The following is a 15,816-nucleotide window of genomic DNA, read 5'->3' as shown; positions in this document are numbered from 1 at the left end:
GGCCGGAGGCGACCGCCTCCGGCCCTTTATTGCTCCGCTCATCCCGCCTCATCCAGGCGGATGGAGATTTGCAGGACGTAGTTTTCATATCCGCTGACCGACAGCTCGTCGAGCAGCACGTCCTCGAAGAAGCTGCCCGTCAGCGGGAGCCCCTGCTCCCGCGCGTACCGGAGCAGGTCCCGGTAGGTCTCATGCGCCGAGTCGTAGCCGCCGCAGTGGCGGGCGGTGAGGTAGCTGCCCGCCTCCCTGACGTAGACGGGCAGGCCCCTGGGGGGCGCGTCCAGCTGGGTGTAGAAGTGGGAATAACGGGTGAAATCCCCCCGCTCGACCTCGGAAAGCCCGATCATCGAGCCGGTCGCGTAGGGGCTGACGATCTCGTGCTCGTCGCAGAAGCGGACGTGCTCGGCCAGCGACAGGGCGGCGCTGCGCTCGCTGGTGAGGGGCGGCACCTGGGTGCGCACGAGGTATTTCTCGGGAAATGGACGGACGCAGGGACCCTCCGGCCAGGATGCGAGCGCGCTTTCGGTGAGTTCCGCCTTGCGGCGGATGAGTTCCTTCATCCGCCGCAGGCGGCGGATCTTTTCGTCGAGCAGGCGCGCCTCCCCCTGGAGCAGCCGGACCAGCTCCTCCGGGCTGCGCCGGTCGAGGTAGGCCTTGATCTCCCGCAGCGGGATGTCGAGCTCCTTGAGGGTGGAGATCACGAAGAAGACGTCGATCTGCGCCATCGAATAGTAACGGTAGCCGTTTTCCGCCTTGACGGCGGGGGAGAAGACGCCCAGCTCGTCGTAGTGGAAGAGGGTGTGCTTGCTTACGCCGCACAGCCGCGCGAACTCGCCCGTCGTGAGGTACTGCGGATTCTTTCCCATTTTTTAAATTCCCCCTTGACTATCGGGTTACCCGATGGTTTATTATAGACCGCAGTGACTTTTTTTACAACAGGAGGTATTTCTCATGCATCCCGCGATTTCCAGGGAGTTCCACTTCGGATCCCTGCTGCGGTTCGCGCTGCCGACCGTGATTATGATGATTTTCATGTCGATGTATACCATTGTGGACGGCATCTTTGTCTCCCGGTTCGTCGGCACCGACGCGCTTTCCGCCACAAACATCGTCTATCCGGCCCTCAATCTCGTGCTGGCGGTGGCCATCATGCTCTCCACCGGCGGCAGCGCGATCGTCGCGCGCAAGCTGGGCGAGGGCGACCCGCAGGGCGCCCGGGAGAGCTTTGCCCTCATCGTCGCGGCGGGTGTGGCGGCGGGCGTCGTCATCGGCGTTCTGGGCCTCGCGTTCCTCGAACCGCTCTGCTCGATGCTCGGCGCGAACGGTCGCCTGATGGCCGACTGCAAGGCCTACCTGGGCACGCTGATGCTCTTTGTGCCCGCCTCGGTGCTGCAAATCCTCTTCCAGAGCTTCTTTGTCACGGCGGGGCGGCCCGGCCTCGGGCTCGGGCTGACGATCGCGGCGGGGATCTCCAACGCGGTGCTCGACTATTTGCTTATCGTGCCCGCCGGGATGGGCATCACGGGCGCGGCGGTGGCCACCGCCATCGGCTGGTGCATCCCCGCCCTGGCGGGGGTCGCCTATTTCCTCTTTTCCCAAAACCCGCTGCGCTTCGCCCGCCCGAAGCTCGACTGGCGGACGCTCGGGGAGAGCTGCTTCAACGGCTCCTCCGAGATGGTGACCAACATCTCCACCGGCGTGACCACCTTCCTCTTCAACATCCTCATGCTCCGCTACCTCGGAGAGGACGGGGTGGCCGCGATCACCATCGTGCTCTACGCGCAGTTTTTGCTGACCGCGCTCTACCTCGGCTTTTCGATGGGGGTCGCGCCGGTCGTCAGCTTCAACTACGGAAGCGGGAACACCCTCCAGCTCAAGCGGCTCTTCAAGATCTGCGCCCTGTTCATCGGCGGCTCGTCGGCGGTCGTCTTCGGGGTTTCGCTGCTGCTGGCGGGGCCCCTCGTGGGGGTCTTTTCCCCGCCCGGCACGGCGGTCTATGAGATCGGGCGGGAGGGCTTCCTGCTCTTTTCCCTGAGCTTCCTCTTCGCCGGGGTCAATATTTTCGCCTCTGCGTTTTTCACCGCGCTTTCCAACGGGCGGGTTTCCGCCGCCATCTCCTTCCTGCGCACCTTCGGCTTCCTGATCGTTGCGCTGGTCCTGCTGCCGAAGGCGGTCGGCGTGACGGGGATTTGGCTGGCCGTCCCCTTCGCGGAGCTGGCCACCGCGGGGGTCGCCGCCCTCTTCCTCTGGCGCAGCCGCGAGGCCTACCGGTATCTGTAAGCCGCGTTGATCCCTCCGGCCTCTTGGATTGCCGGGAGGTTTGTGATATACTGGAGGCAGTTCGATGCTGGAGGGATGGTAATGGCGGACGCGCTGGCTCTGGCGGGGGATATCGTCTCCTGCGGCGGGCTGATGCTGCTCTTTTTGCTGCTCACCGAGCCGCGCTATCCCATGCGCCGCACGGCGGCCCTGTTATCCGCGGTCTTCGCGGCGACCGCCGCCGCCTACATCGCCGCAGTCCTCGGCCTTGGGCTTACGCCGGGGCAGGCCTCCCTCGTCTGTTTTTCGATCCCAAGCCTCACGGCCTGCCTGCTGCTCTCCAAATACCGGGACGGGCGGTTCCTCTTTACCTTCTGCACGATCGACGTGCTGGGGTTCATGCTGATCGCCGTTTCCCGCATCTCCGCCGTCCTGCTCGGCGGCGACGATTGGGTCAGCCTCTTTTTCCGGCTTGCGCTGATGGGGTTGCTGGTGGCGCTCTTCCTGCGCATCCGCGGCAATTACCGGCGGGTGATGGCGGAGCATTCGACCGGCTGGGGGATGCTGGCCGCGGTGTCGGTCCTTTTCTATGCGATGCTCTACCTGCTCGTGACCTATCCGGCCCCGCTGATCGGGCGGAGGGAATACATCCCCGTGGTGCTGTTCTTCTGCGCGACGGTGCTAGCGACCTACGTGGTGATCTACCAGGCGATCGTGCGCATGGTGAAGCTCTCCGAGAGCGAGCAGAGCGAATTGCTGCTGCAGACGCGGCTGGAACTGCAAAAGAGCCAGCTCGAATTGCAGCAGGTCTACTACCGGATGGCTTATGTCGACAGCCTGACCGGGCTTGCCAACCGCGCCTCCTTTGAGCGGCGGCGGAAGGAGATCGAGGCGGACCTTGTCCACAACCGGCCGGTATGGTGCGTGTCGGCGGACCTGAACAACCTCAAGGAGGTCAACGACGCGCGCGGTCACGAATGGGGCGACCGCCTGCTCCGCGAGACGGGGCAGCTGCTGACGCGGCTTCTGGGGGAGGCGTTTGAGATCTTCCGGCTGGGCGGGGACGAATTCATGCTGCTCTCCTGCGGCACGCCGTCCGACAAGGTTTCGGCGCTGCTGGGAAACCTCTATCCCGCGATAGAGGCGCACAATGCCGCGGGCAACCTGCCGGTCAGCCTTGCCGCGGGCTGGGACAGCCTGCGGGAGGGGGAGGACGACCTGGCCCCGCTTATCGCGCGGGTCGACCGGGAGATGTACCGCCGCAAGCGGGAGATGAAGAAGGACGCGTCCCGTCCGGCTGACGAAATTTGACAAAACACAGAACGGACACAGATTATAATTGAACTGGAAACATTTCCATAGTATAATGAAAACAGCATCCCGCAGCGGGCGGGACGGACCCAAACACCAACGTCAACAGAAAAGGGGACAAGATGATGAAACAGCTTGGCAAGAAGTTTACCGCGGTCCTGCTGGCCGCCATGATGGTGCTGAGCCTCGCCGTGATGGCGAGCGCCGCGACCACCCAGACCGCCGGCACCTACAGCGTCACCGCGCAGGCGGACAAGATTCTCTTCACGCGTAACGGCGCGTCGGCTTCCTACCCGATCAAAACCGCCAACATCAAGCTGACCACCCATAAGGACGGCGACCTGCTCGTCTGCTTTACCGATTCGACCGGCAAGGCCCGCAACGTGACGGTCGGCAAGCAGACCTCCCTGACGCTCAGCGGCCCGATGGCCTCTCTGACGCTCGCCAAGGAGCTCAACGACGGCGTGGCCGTGACCCTCGGCGCGACCGCAAACGTCACCACAATGACGGTCGACACCCCGAACCCGGTCGCGATCAACGGCAAGGTCGGCACCCTCAAGGTGACCGCGGCCGCCAACATCACGCTGGCCAAGGGCGCGACGGTCACCAAGAAGGACGTCACCTCCAAGACCGCGAAGATCACCACCTCGGCGAACGCCGCCGTGACGGCCGCCCCGACCGCCGCCGCGACGAAGCCTGCCGCGACGAAGCCCGCGGCGACGAAGCCCGCCGCCTCTTCCTCCGCCTCCACCGGCTCGAAGGGCGACTACCGCGTCAAGATCGATTCGATCTACTGGGACGAGGATGAAGCGACCCTCGGCGACGTGCTCGACGAGCTCAACGACAACCTCGAGGTCTATGACTACGCCACCCGCACCTACCTCGCGGGCGACGCCAAATGGACCACCTCCAACAACCGTTCGATCCAGAGCGGAAAGAGCTACACCTTCACCTTCACGCCGGACGACAAGTCCTACGCGCCGGTCGACGGTTCGGTAAAGATCTATCTCGACGTGGCCTCCGGTGACATCGAACTTGTGCTCAAAAAGGATGTTCTCTATGCCAAGGACGAAGATGTCAAGTTGAGATCGCTCCTTAGCGACCTCAAAAAGATCGTCAAGGCGTACGACGACAACGGCGACGAGGTCAAGGGCACCGTCAAGTGGGTCAGCAACGACAGCAACACCATTGATGACGGCCGTGAATACAAATTCAAATTTGTCCCGAGCAGCAGCCGCTATGATTCCGAAGAAGGAACCATTACAGTAAAGATTGGTTAATTGCATAATCCGTATACAAAAGGTGCGAGTCCCGTTTGGGACCCGCACCTTTTGTATTTTGTCGCAATTTGTTAAGGGAATTGTAAGAATTTTGTCGACCCGCAGGAAAGAACTGTCTGGTATCATCGAAGCATGACGAGAGAGGGGAGGTGTGGTATAATCATGAAAACGAGGGTCGCGGCCGGACGGATTGCGCCGAGGCCGCAATCGCCTGCGGGGGGACAAAACGAATGGAAGAGAGACTGAGTGTGCTGGTCGTGGACGACGACCGGGAGATCGTGGAATCGATCGCGATCTATCTGAGCAGGGAAAATTTACAGATCTATAAAGCGTACGACGGCCTGCAGGCGCTCGACGTCGTGGCCAGCCACACCATCCACCTGATATTGATGGACGTGATGATGCCCCGGCTAGACGGCATCAAGGCGATGCTGAAGCTCCGGGAGGAGCACAACATCCCCATCATCCTCGTCTCGGCGAAGAGCGAGGACACCGACAAAATTTTTGGGCTGGAGTTCGGCGCGGACGACTACATCACCAAGCCCTTCAACCCCCTTGAGCTGATCGCGCGGGTCAAAAGCCAGCTCCGCCGCTATGTGCAGCTCGGCACCGCCGCGGACGCGGGCGGCGCGTCGGAGGTGCTGTCGGTGGGCGGGCTCGCCCTCGACGTGCACCAGAAGCGCCTCACCGTCGACGGCGAGGAGGTCAAGCTCACCCCGATCGAATACAAGATCATGGAGTTGCTCATGCGCAACCAGGGGCGGGTGTTCTCGATCGATGAAATCTACGAGCGGGTGTGGAACGAACCGAGCTTCGCGCCGGAAAACACCGTCGCGGTCCATATCCGGCGCATCCGCGAGAAGATCGAAATCAATCCGCGGGAACCAAAATATTTGAAGGTGGTGTGGGGCATTGGCTACAAAATCGAAAAAGCGTAGGCCGGGGCTGTGTTTCTTCCTCTTCTTCCTCAGCCTGTCGATCCTGCTGACGGCGGGGATTCTCACGCCGTTCGCGCTGGAAAACGAGGTCGCGGCCGACTACAAGGACACCGCGAGCTACCGCAGGCTGATGGGCTCCCTCATCGGGGACGCCTACGACATCGCGCGCGGCAAGCAGGAGGCGGACACCCTGCTGTGGGGGGAGGACAACGTCAGCTTCGACATCTATGACGGGGCCACCCGGGAGAACTGGTCGAAGAACGCCTCCGGAAACGGGGAGCTGCTCGCCGCCGACCTGCTGGAGCAGGTGGGCGCGGGGCAGTACGACCACGTGGTCTACATCAACGGGATCCATATGAAGGAACGGCTCTTCACCTTCGGCAGCGGCGTTCAGGAGCGCGAATACGACTCCCTTTGGCGCTCCCCTTACGCCGCGAGCTTCTCCTCCGGGGGGCTTGGGGCCGAATCCCCGACGATCGCCATCGCGGTCAAGGCGCGGGACCAGATGCTCAACTACGGCCCCGTCTACAGCGAATACTACCGCTGGTTCCGGTGGATGATGGTGCTTTCCGCCGCGGGCGCCGTCGCGGGGCTCGCCCTGCTGGTGCTGCTCGGCACGCTGATCGCCCACCGCACCCTCGGCGCGGCGCACCGCGCCATCGCCTCCGCGATGGGCCGGCTGTGGATGGAGGTCAAGCTCCTCCTCTCGGCCGCCGCGCTCGGCTTCGGCGGGTGGACGCTGTGGGCGACGTTCAGCGGGGAGCTTGGCCCCGCGCCCGGCATCTCCGTCTTTCTGCTCTGCTTCTGGTGGTGCTGGCTCGTGCTGGCCGACCTTGCCGTCAACGGCAGGGAGTTTTTCCGGAACAACATCCCCATGTCGGTCGTGCGGTTCATGAGGAGCCTCGAGAGCCCCTATGAGTTCCTCGAGCGGATGAAGACCCGGCTGGCCGTGCTGATCGGCGTGGAGCTCATCCTTCTGGTCGTGTTCGGCGTGCTGATCCTGCTCGGGCCGGTCGGATGGATCCTCGACGTCGGCGTGCTGGCGCTCGGCATCTTCCTGCTCGCGCGCTTCGTGCTCGAATATAACCGCAACATGGACGAGTTCTCCAAGGTGGTGGACTACACGGCGGGCATCCGCGGCGGCACGGTCCAGGGGCCGCTTCTGCTGCGGGGCGACTTCGCCGGGCTGGGGGAGGACCTCAGCGACATCATGAGCGGCGTGAGCCGCGCGGTCGAGGAGCAGGTGCGCAGCGAGCGGATGAAGGTCGAACTGGTGACCAACGTCTCCCACGATCTCAAAACGCCGCTCACCTCGATCATCAACTACGCCGACCTGCTCGGGCAGGAAAACCTGACCCCCGATTTCGCCAACGACTATGTGAAGATCATCGGGCAGAAGGCGGGACGGCTCAGCCACCTCGTGCAGGACCTGTTTGAAATCTCCAAGGCGAACAGCGGCGCGATCGATCTGGAACCCGAGCGGATCGACGTGGTCGCGCTGGCCGAGCAGACGATCGCCGAGATGGACGAACGGGTGAACCCGTCCGGCGTGGAGATCAAGGCGCAGCTCGCCCCCCAGCGGCTCTTCGTCTGGGCGGACGGCAGGAAGCTGCACCGCGTCTTTGAAAACCTGCTGGGCAACGCCCTCAAATATTCCCTCGCCGGCACCCGCGTCTACATCGTCGTGCGGCAGGCGGAGGAGACGGCGGAGATCTCCTTCAAAAACGTGGCGAGCTATGAGATGACCTTCACCGCCGAGGACATCGTCGAGCGGTTCCAGCGGGGGGACGCCTCCCGCACCGGAGAGGGCAGCGGGCTCGGGCTCGCGATCGCCAAGAGCTTTGTGGAGCTTTCGGGCGGCGCGCTGTCGATCGAGCTGGACGGAGACCTCTTCAAGGCCACGGTGACGCTGCCCCTCTGCCAGGAGGAGCCGGCCCCGCGGCCGGAGGAGCCGGCCCCCGTTTTGCGGGAGGACGGGGACGCGCCCGGGGATGGCATACCGGAGGCGGAATATCTGGTCGCGGCGGGCGGCGTGCCGTCCGATGAACAGGCTCCTCCTGAACCCACGGATGAATAGAGCACCCCGAAAGCGAAAGGCCCGCGGCTCTGCCGCGGGCCTTTCGCCGTCCGGTGCGGGCGCGGATTAAGATTCCGTTAGAAATCGGCGCGGGGGCTTTTCTTGGGCGCGCGATATGGTATGATGGGGGCAGAAAAAAGTGGGGGAGGGAACGGGATGTCGGGAAAGAAGCTGTTCCTCGTCGGGCTGCTCTGCGTCGCCCTGGTCGCGCTCATTCTGCTGGCGCTGACCTCGGCGTATATCGCCGTGTCCTACCGGTGGCTGCTCGTCCCGCTCGGGGCCTGGGCGGCGGCGATGCTGGTCCTCCATTTCCGCAAAAAGGACGGCTGAGGAGAAAAGGCCGGGAGCCCCGCGGGGCTCCCGGCCTTTTCTCCTCACAGCTCGTCGCAGGGGATGCCGCGGACCGCGTCCTCGGTGCCGGCCTCGCAGGCGATCTCGTAATAGCGGATCTTGTGGTTGATCTTTTCCATGTGCTTTTGAAGCTGGGAGATCTGCTGCTCGACGATCGACTTCTGCCGCCGGAACATCGCCAGCCGGTCGGCCAGCGTGGAATCGCCCTGCACGCACCAGTCGATGAACTGCCGGATATCCCGGATGGGCATCCCCGTGCTCTTGAGGCAGGTGATGACCGACAGCCACTCGAAATCGCTCTCCTTGAAGGCGCGGAACCCCGAGGGGGACCGGTCCACGAAGGGCAGCAGCCCCTCCTTGTCGTAATAGCGCAGCGTGTGCGCGGTCAGCCCCGCGCGCCGCGCCGCCTGCGCGATGGTGTAGCTCATTCCGCGTCCTCCTTTTCATTCGACAGGTAGTTTTCGATGCGGCACTGTTCTGTGACTTCCTTCCCGAGGAGGGTGATGGCCTTCCGCGGGCAGAGGCTGATGCAGCGGTAGCACATGGTGCAGCGGCCGCGCGGCAGGGGCCTTCCGTTTTGCATGGAAAGGTTGCGCATGGGGCAGACCCTTTCGCAGAGGCCGCAGCCGACGCACGCTCCGCTGAATTTGGGCCCATCGGAATAGCGCGCCGTCTTGCCGTAAAACCAGAGGCGCTGCCCCAGCAGGCCCGCGATGCGGCGGGAGAGCCCCAGCCCGTCCCTTGGGAAGTCCCCGGCCAGGATGCGGGGGACGGCCTCCCGCATCTTTTTTTCCGCCGCTTTGACGATTTTCCGGTTTTCCTCGAGCGGCTTTTTCAGAAGCCTGCTGTCGCAGACGGAGTCGGGCATGCGCAGGTGCAGGCCGCCGGTGACGGCGGCGCCGCACCTCTTCAGGATTCTGGCGGCGCAGCCCGCGCCGTCGCCGCTGAACGCGCCCATGGTCGCCAGGCAGAGGACCTGCTTTCCCCGCCAGAGCTCCGCGTGGTCCCGGATGAACGCGCGCACCATCAGCGGGGCGTTGGAGTACTGGATGGGGTACGCCAAAACGATCGAGGAATGCGCCGCGGCCCGTTCGGCGGCGTTTTCCTCCTCGATGGGCACCGCCTCCGCCGTTTCGTCGAGCAGGCGCAGCAGGTATTCGACGCAGTATCTGGTGTTGCCGGTTCCGCTCAGGTAGAGACCGATCACGCCGGGACGCCTCCTTTCACCGGGGAAGAATATTTTTTGGGGGTATTGACTTCGAGCATACTCTAAGGTCTATAATCATATCGTACCAGAAACGCCGCCGCGGCGCAAGCGGCGGAATATCATCAGCGGAGAAAGGATGCGGTGAAAGCATGAGAACGATGAAGCTGGGCGCCGCCGGGCCGACCGTTCCGGTCGTCGCGGTCGGCTGTATGCGGATAAACAACCTTGACGGCCCCGCCGCCGAACGGTTCGTGCAGGCGGCGCTCGATTTGGGCGCGAACTTTTTCGACCACGCGGACATCTACGGGGACGGCGCCTGCGAGGAGATCTTCGCGAAGGCGGCGCACATGAGCCCGTCGGTGCGGGAAAAACTGATCCTCCAGTCCAAATGCGGCATCGTCAAGAACCCGCGCATGTTCGATTTCAGCAGGCGGCACATCATCGAGTCGGTCGAGGGCAGCCTGCGCAGGCTCGGGACCGAATACCTGGACGTGCTGCTGCTCCACCGCCCCGACGCGCTGATGGAGCCCGACGAGGTCGCCGGCGCGTTCGAGGAGCTCGCCGCCGCGGGCAAGGTGCGGCACTTCGGCGTCTCCAACCAGAACCCCGGCCAGATGAAGCTGCTCCAGCGCGCGATGGGTCCCCGCCCGATCGTGGCCAACCAACTCCAGCTGAGCATCACCAACTGCAACATGATCTCCAACGGCTTCAACGTCAACATGGAAAACGACTCCGCCCTCTGCCGCGACGGAAGCGTGCTCGACTTCTGCCGGCTCCACGACATCACGATCCAGCCCTGGTCCCCCTTCCAGTATGGGTTTTTCGAGGGGGTCTTCCTCGGCAGCGACAAATTTCCCGCGCTCAACCGCGTGATCGACGGGATCGCGGAGCGGCATGGGGTCAGCAATACGACGGTCGCCATCGCGTGGATCCTCCGCCATCCGGCCCATATGCAGCCGGTCGCGGGCACGATGAATCCCGGGCGGCTCGCGGATATCTGCCGCGCGGCGGACGTCACCCTCTCCCGTGAGGAGTGGTACGCGATCTATCAGGCGGCGGGCAACGTCCTGCCCTGATTCAAACGAGATAAAGGAGCGATATCAGATGAAATTCAACTACTACATTCCCACCCGCATCCTCTTCGGCAAGGGGATGCTGAACCGGCTGTCGCGGCAGGAGCTGCCCGGCAAAAAGGCGCTCATCGTCACGACGGGCGGAACCTCGGTCAAAAAATACGGCTACCTCGCGCGGGTCGAGGAGCAGCTTGACAAGGCGGGCGCGGAGCACCTGCTCTTCGACAAGATCCTGCCCAACCCGATCAAGGACCACGTTATGGAGGGCGCGGCGCTCGCCAAGGCAAACGGCGTGGACTTCGTCGTCGGGCTCGGCGGCGGCAGCGCGATCGACTCCGCCAAGGCGATCGCGATCATGGCGGCCAACGAGGGGGACTACTGGGATTATATCTCGGGCGGCACCGGAAAGGGACTCACCCCTCCGAACGACCCGCTTCCCGTCGTCGCGATCACGACGACGGCGGGTACCGGCACCGAGGCCGACCCCTGGACGGTGACCACCAAGACCGAGACGAACGAGAAGATCGGCGGCGGCTATGACAAGACCTTCCCGGTGCTGTCGGTCGTCGACCCCGAGCTGATGCTGACGGTGCCGAAGCGGCTGACCGCCTACCAGGGCTTCGACGCCCTCTTCCACAGCACCGAGGGGTACCTCAACTGCACCGCCTACGTGCTCAGCGACCTCTACGCACTCAAGGCGATCGAGCTGATCGGCAAAAGCCTCGCGGCGGCGGTCGCGGACGGCGGCAACCTCGAGGCGCGCGCCGACGTCGCGCTGGCCAACACGCTGGCAGGCATGGTCGAATCGACCTCCGGCTGCACCTCCGAGCACAGCCTCGCCCACGCAATCAGCGCCTATCACCCGCAGTTCGAGCACGGCGCGGCGCTCATCTCGGTGAGCCGCGCCTACTATACCCACTGGGCGAAGGCGGGCTGCTGCGACGAGCGGATGGTTGATATGGCAAAGGCCCTCGGCAGGAAGGACGCGAAGGAGCCGATGGACTTTGTCGCCGCGCTCGAGGAGCTCATGCGCGCCTGCGGCGTGGACGACATCAGGATGAGCGGCTACGGCATGAAGCGGGAGGAGCTTGAAAAGTACGCCCGCAACGCGCGGGAGACGATGGGCGGCCTCTACGAGGTCGACCCCGCGCCCCTCTCCGACGCGGACGCGCTGAAAATTTTGGAGGAGTCCTACCGGTAACGGTAAAAGGCCCCGGACATTGTCCGGGGCCTCTTTTGTCAGATGCCCTGCCGGGCCGCGCCTCGGAAGAGTTCCGCGCGGCTCTAGGCGCAGGCGTCGAGCCCCGGCGCGCCGCCGTCCAGGACGGCGTGACGGTTGCGCGCCTGCCCCCGCCTCGGCGGAGATTTTGCCGGTTTTTCCTGCGGCCGCGCGGCGCGGGAAAAATTCCCCCTTGCATTTTTGCGCGAAATGGGATATGATATCTGCAAATCCTTCCGTTTGATCGGAACATACAGGGAGTAACGCTTGATGTCGGCAATTTATGAGGTGGCTTTCCACTAAAACCGAATAGCCCGGAACGGAGCGGGAGCGCGGGGAACGCCCGGCGCTTTTGCGACGTTTGCGCCACCTTTCGTGAATACTGTCGCGCAGCAGGCTGCGCAGCGCAGGACACGTTTGGCGTGTCCTTTTTTGCGCCCTGATCGCGCGCAGCGGCACGCCGGACAATCCCGCGGAGACAGGCTGAAAGGTTCTGTTTCCGCGGGATTTTTGCGTCTTGGTGAGGAAAGCCCGGATGGAAAGGAGAGGCCGGAACGGCCGAACATTTGGAACCTGTATTTTATTCGGAGGGAACAACATTTGAATATCGAACAATATGGATTTCGCCGGACAGACCTGCCGCAGGACGCGCGGGGAATTCCGGCGCGCATAACGGCGGTCCGCCGCGGCTGCTTTGAGATCGTCTGCGACAGGGGCGCCGGCCTCGCGCGCCTCGCGGCGGACGCCCGCCGCGAGGACGGGGAGACCGGCCCGACGGTCGGGGATTTCGTCCTGCTCGACTGGCGGGAGGACGGGGAAAGCCGCATCCTGGAGATGCTGCCCCGCAGGACCCGGTTCTCCCGCCGGGACCCCTCCTCGTCCGGGCACGGGGAGCAGGCGGTGGCGGCGAACTTCGACTATGTCTTCATTTTGCAGCCGCTCGGGAGCGGATTTCGCCCGCGCGGGCTGGAGCGGTACCTGTCGCTCGCGTGGCAGTCAGGCGCCGTCCCGGCGGTCCTGCTCACAAAGGCGGACGCCGTGGAGGACTTCACGGACCAGCTCCGCGCGGCGGAAAAGCTCGCCGCCGGGACGGGGGTCTTCGCGGTCAGCGCCCGCACGGGGTACGGCCTCGACCAGCTCGCCGACTACCTGAAGCCGGGCAGGACGGTCGTCTTCCTCGGCCCGTCGGGCGCGGGAAAGTCGACCCTTGTGAACGCACTGGCGGGCGGGGAGGTCATGCGCACCTCCGGCATCCGCGAAAAGGACGGGCGGGGCAGGCACACGACCACCCACCGCCAGCTGCTCCTGCTGGAAAACGGCGTGCTGGCAATCGACACGCCCGGCATGCGCGAGCTCGGGATGTGGGAGGCGGAGGAGGGAATCTCCCGCGGCTTCCCCGACGTCGAGGAGCACCTCGGGCACTGCCGGTTCAGCGATTGCCGCCACCAGGGGGAGCCCGGCTGCGCGGTGGCGGAGGCGATCCGGCGCGGCGAGCTTTCGCCCGAACGCTGGGAGTCCTACCGGAAGCTCCGGGAGGAATCGCGGCTTTCCGGAAGCAAGGCGGATTTCCTGCGGGAAAAGCAGCGCCGGCAGAAGGAGCTCTCCAAGACCCTGCGGCAGTGGAAGAAGGCGGACTACCGCCATGAGTCCTGCATGGAGAGCTTCACCTGCAAGGTCTGCGGCGCTCTGGTGACGCCGGAGGACGCCGGGAGCCGCCACCGCAACCACTGTCCCCGCTGCCTGTCGAGCTTCCATGTCGACAACCGCCCGGGGGACCGGGCGTCGCTCTGCGGGGGCACGATGGACCCCATCGGCGTCTGGGTGCGCAAGGACGGGGAGTGGGCCCTCATCCACCGCTGCCGGGCGTGCGGCGCGCTCAGCTCGAACCGGATCGCGGCGGACGACAACCCCGCCCTGCTCATGTCCATCGCGGTGAAGCCGCTGGCGGAGCCGCCCTTCCCGCTCTGGCAAGCCGCCCCGGAGAAGCCGTAGGCGGGGATTGGGAAAATGAAAAGCAGCCGCGTAAGCGGCTGCTTTTCTGCGGCGCGGGACGCTGCCCGCTCAGTGGCATTTCGTGCAGGCGGTGTAACCCATCGCCTCGGCGTTCGCCGTGTTGTAGGCCACAAAGCCCGCCGTCTCGTCAAAGTCGGTGCAGCCGAGCCTGTGGTAGACGGTGGAGCCCTCCCCCTGGATGAGCGCGATATAGGTGTCGAGGAAGAGCGCCTTCTCGGCGTCCGTCTTGCCGGTCACGGCCGGCGCGGCCGCCGCCGCGGGGGCGGAGGCCTCGGCGGGCGCGGAAGCGGCGGGGACCGCCGGCGCGCTCTCGTAGGGGCAGACGCCGTTCGGATGCAGGTGCGCGGGATAGCCGTGGTGGTAGTGGTAGGGGCCGAGCCCGCTGACGTTTTTGTTGTCGTGGTGGCCGCCGGCGGAATCGGTGCGCCCCGAATGGGCGGAAACCGGCAGCGAAAGCAGCAGGACGGACAGCAGGACGCAGAGCATTTTTTTCATGGGACAACACCTCCTGCACCCATTGTACCCTCCGGAAAATACTGGGAATGTCGAAATCTGTCGAACGGCGGAGGAAAAACCATCCGCGCCGCGGCTGCGCGGCGTGATCAAAAAGCCGTCCGCTGTAAAGGCAATTTTTCCAACAAATTCTCTTTTTCACCTTGACATTCCCGCATCAATATGGTAAGGTATAATTCGTCGAGTGAAGCTCGGCTTTTGATTTGCCCTCGGTCCTGATGGACATGCGGTGGTGCTGGAATCGGCAGACAGGCACGTTTGAGGGGCGTGTGCGCGAGCGTGTGGGTTCAAGTCCCATCCACCGCACCAAAAAAGACACCAGTCGCTGCGGCGGCTGGTGTTTTTATTTTTGTCCGGCGCGCCGGGCGTCGAATAGAGGAGGCTTTTCCTTGAGACGGAGACTGCGTTTTGACATTTGGCTTTCCTTGCTGCTGGCTCTGCCGATCATGCTGGGGATCGTCTGGCTCTTCAACCACGCCGTTTTCCCCGCGCTCTACGAGTCCTACGCCGCTTCCAACGCGGGCGGGGCGGGGACGGTGGGCGCGCCCGCCGCCGGGGACACCTTCCGGGCGCGCACGCTGGACGAGATGCTGGAGCACGGGACGTTCACCTTCGGCGGCGACCTGTACGCCGTCCTCAACAACGGCGGCCCTTTCTACAAAAGCCGGCGGTGGGAGGCGCTCGAACTGGAGGACGGCAGCCGGATCGCGGCGAGTATCAACCATGACGCGATCCGGGACGACGGGGAACCAGGCCTCTACAGCCACGACATCCTCCTGCCGGTGGGGACGATCGTCCATGGGGAGCTGCCGGCGGAGCTTGTCGAGGGATTTGCCCCCTACGGCGGGCTCACCCGCACCGACCTGATGGTGGACATGGAGGGCGGGCACGCCGTTTACGGCTACGACACCCTCAACGGATACATCGTCGTCCCGATGCAGCTCGTCCTGCTGGTCGGGTTCGCGCTGCTCTTCCACCGCATCGGCGTGAAAATGGGGCTGTTCCCGCCGATCCTCCCCCGCCGCGCGCGGGAAAAGACGGAGGCCGCCGAATAGCGGCGCTCTTCCGGACATGCCGAAAATCCGGACGCTTTGCGTCCGGATTTTTTTTGCCTTCCCGCGCCGGAGGCGCCGCGATGGAAAAAAGCGGGCGCGGGGTGCAGGAATCCGGTTAGATTTTGACACGTAAGGGGTGTATGACTTCAAGTATAATCCTTCTTCCGGACAGGCGCCGCCCTTCATTGGCGGACAAATGCATGTATATTTTCCGCGCCCCGGACGAATATACAGTGGATAAGCTGTTGAAACGACGGGGGAGAAGGGGGCCGTCTCGCTGATTACGGGGAAACGGTCCTGTGGAAAACTCGGTGGAAAGTGTTTATAACTTTGTGTATATTCTGTGAACCGTTTGCCGCAGTCACGGAAATGGGGCGGAACGCCTCTGCTTTCGCCGGTTTTGCAACCTTTTGGGCGCTGCGGGCATCCATTTTCTGGCTTTACAAGGCAAATGCCGATGTTGTATAATAAGCACGTTACCGCGGCCGGAGGGGCGGCGGGGGGACGGACGGAATACGCG

The 15,816-nt window shown here is 64.1% G+C and carries 14 protein-coding genes and 1 tRNA gene; 11 read left to right on the top strand and 4 right to left on the bottom strand.

Going from position 1 to position 15,816, the window contains the following annotated elements:
* Positions 1-38 precede the first annotated feature (38 nt).
* A complete protein-coding gene (locus RCI06_RS12780; RefSeq protein ID WP_306576285.1) occupies positions 39-866 on the bottom strand; it encodes a MerR family transcriptional regulator in 828 nt (275 codons plus the stop codon).
* Between the two features lie 85 nt (positions 867-951).
* Between RCI06_RS12780 and RCI06_RS12775 the strand changes: the two genes are divergently transcribed.
* The 6 genes from RCI06_RS12775 to RCI06_RS12750 all read left to right on the top strand — a co-directional run bounded on the left by RCI06_RS12775 (position 952) and on the right by RCI06_RS12750 (position 8,195).
* Positions 952-2,280 (top strand): MATE family efflux transporter, encoded by a 1,329-nt coding sequence (locus RCI06_RS12775; RefSeq protein WP_306576284.1) that lies wholly within the window; start codon positions 952-954, stop codon positions 2,278-2,280.
* A gap of 81 nt (positions 2,281-2,361) precedes the next feature.
* On the top strand, positions 2,362-3,570 hold the full coding sequence (locus tag RCI06_RS12770; protein WP_306576283.1) for a GGDEF domain-containing protein: 1,209 nt from the start codon (positions 2,362-2,364) through the stop codon (positions 3,568-3,570).
* A gap of 125 nt (positions 3,571-3,695) precedes the next feature.
* Positions 3,696-4,850, top strand: a complete 1,155-nt coding sequence (locus RCI06_RS12765; protein WP_306576282.1) for a hypothetical protein — start codon at positions 3,696-3,698, stop codon at positions 4,848-4,850.
* Between the two features lie 242 nt (positions 4,851-5,092).
* Positions 5,093-5,788, top strand: a complete 696-nt coding sequence (locus RCI06_RS12760) for a response regulator transcription factor (RefSeq protein WP_277138654.1) — start codon at positions 5,093-5,095, stop codon at positions 5,786-5,788.
* Complete coding sequence (locus tag RCI06_RS12755) at positions 5,763-7,865, top strand: sensor histidine kinase KdpD (protein ID WP_306576281.1); 2,103 nt, start codon at positions 5,763-5,765, stop codon at positions 7,863-7,865. Before RCI06_RS12760 ends, RCI06_RS12755 begins: the two co-directional genes overlap by 26 nt.
* 156 nt (positions 7,866-8,021) lie before the next feature.
* Positions 8,022-8,195, top strand: a complete 174-nt coding sequence (locus RCI06_RS12750; RefSeq protein WP_276873765.1) for a hypothetical protein — start codon at positions 8,022-8,024, stop codon at positions 8,193-8,195.
* 44 nt (positions 8,196-8,239) lie between these two features.
* Here RCI06_RS12750 and RCI06_RS12745 read toward each other — a convergent pair whose 3' ends face one another.
* Entirely contained in the window at positions 8,240-8,644 is a 405-nt protein-coding gene (locus tag RCI06_RS12745; protein ID WP_101550199.1) for a MerR family transcriptional regulator, read from the bottom strand.
* On the bottom strand, positions 8,641-9,423 hold the full coding sequence (locus RCI06_RS12740) for an EFR1 family ferrodoxin (protein WP_306576280.1): 783 nt from the start codon (positions 9,421-9,423) through the stop codon (positions 8,641-8,643). The genes RCI06_RS12745 and RCI06_RS12740 overlap by 4 nt, the downstream gene beginning before the upstream one ends.
* A gap of 149 nt (positions 9,424-9,572) precedes the next feature.
* Between RCI06_RS12740 and RCI06_RS12735 the strand changes: the two genes are divergently transcribed.
* The 3 genes from RCI06_RS12735 (at position 9,573) to rsgA (ending at position 13,707) form a co-directional block, all read left to right on the top strand.
* The gene (locus tag RCI06_RS12735) at positions 9,573-10,499 is read left to right on the top strand and encodes an aldo/keto reductase family oxidoreductase (RefSeq protein WP_101550203.1); all 927 of its coding nucleotides are present in this window, start codon (positions 9,573-9,575) and stop codon (positions 10,497-10,499) included.
* Between the two features lie 28 nt (positions 10,500-10,527).
* On the top strand, positions 10,528-11,697 hold the full coding sequence (locus RCI06_RS12730; RefSeq protein WP_306576279.1) for an iron-containing alcohol dehydrogenase: 1,170 nt from the start codon (positions 10,528-10,530) through the stop codon (positions 11,695-11,697).
* Positions 11,698-12,315: 618 nt separating this feature from the next.
* On the top strand, positions 12,316-13,707 hold the full coding sequence (gene rsgA / locus RCI06_RS12725; protein ID WP_306576278.1) for a ribosome small subunit-dependent GTPase A: 1,392 nt from the start codon (positions 12,316-12,318) through the stop codon (positions 13,705-13,707).
* Positions 13,708-13,776: 69 nt separating this feature from the next.
* Here the strand turns inward: rsgA and RCI06_RS14380 are convergent, their stop codons facing one another.
* Positions 13,777-14,223, bottom strand: coding sequence for a YHYH domain-containing protein (locus RCI06_RS14380; RefSeq protein ID WP_347295252.1), 447 nt, complete (start codon positions 14,221-14,223; stop codon positions 13,777-13,779).
* A 244-nt stretch (positions 14,224-14,467) separates the two neighbouring features.
* Between RCI06_RS14380 and RCI06_RS12715 the strand changes: the two genes are divergently transcribed.
* A tRNA-Leu gene (locus tag RCI06_RS12715) sits at positions 14,468-14,550 on the top strand.
* Positions 14,551-14,630: 80 nt separating this feature from the next.
* A complete protein-coding gene (locus RCI06_RS12710; RefSeq protein ID WP_306576277.1) occupies positions 14,631-15,296 on the top strand; it encodes a hypothetical protein in 666 nt (221 codons plus the stop codon).
* Positions 15,297-15,816 lie beyond the last annotated feature (520 nt).

The organism is Anaerotruncus massiliensis (ex Togo et al. 2026), from assembly GCF_030825285.1.
GTDB lineage: Bacteria > Bacillota > Clostridia > Oscillospirales > Ruminococcaceae > Anaerotruncus > Anaerotruncus massiliensis.
The sequence above is the reverse complement of the archived record's forward strand: the minus strand, read 5'-3'. Positions and strand labels throughout refer to the sequence as shown.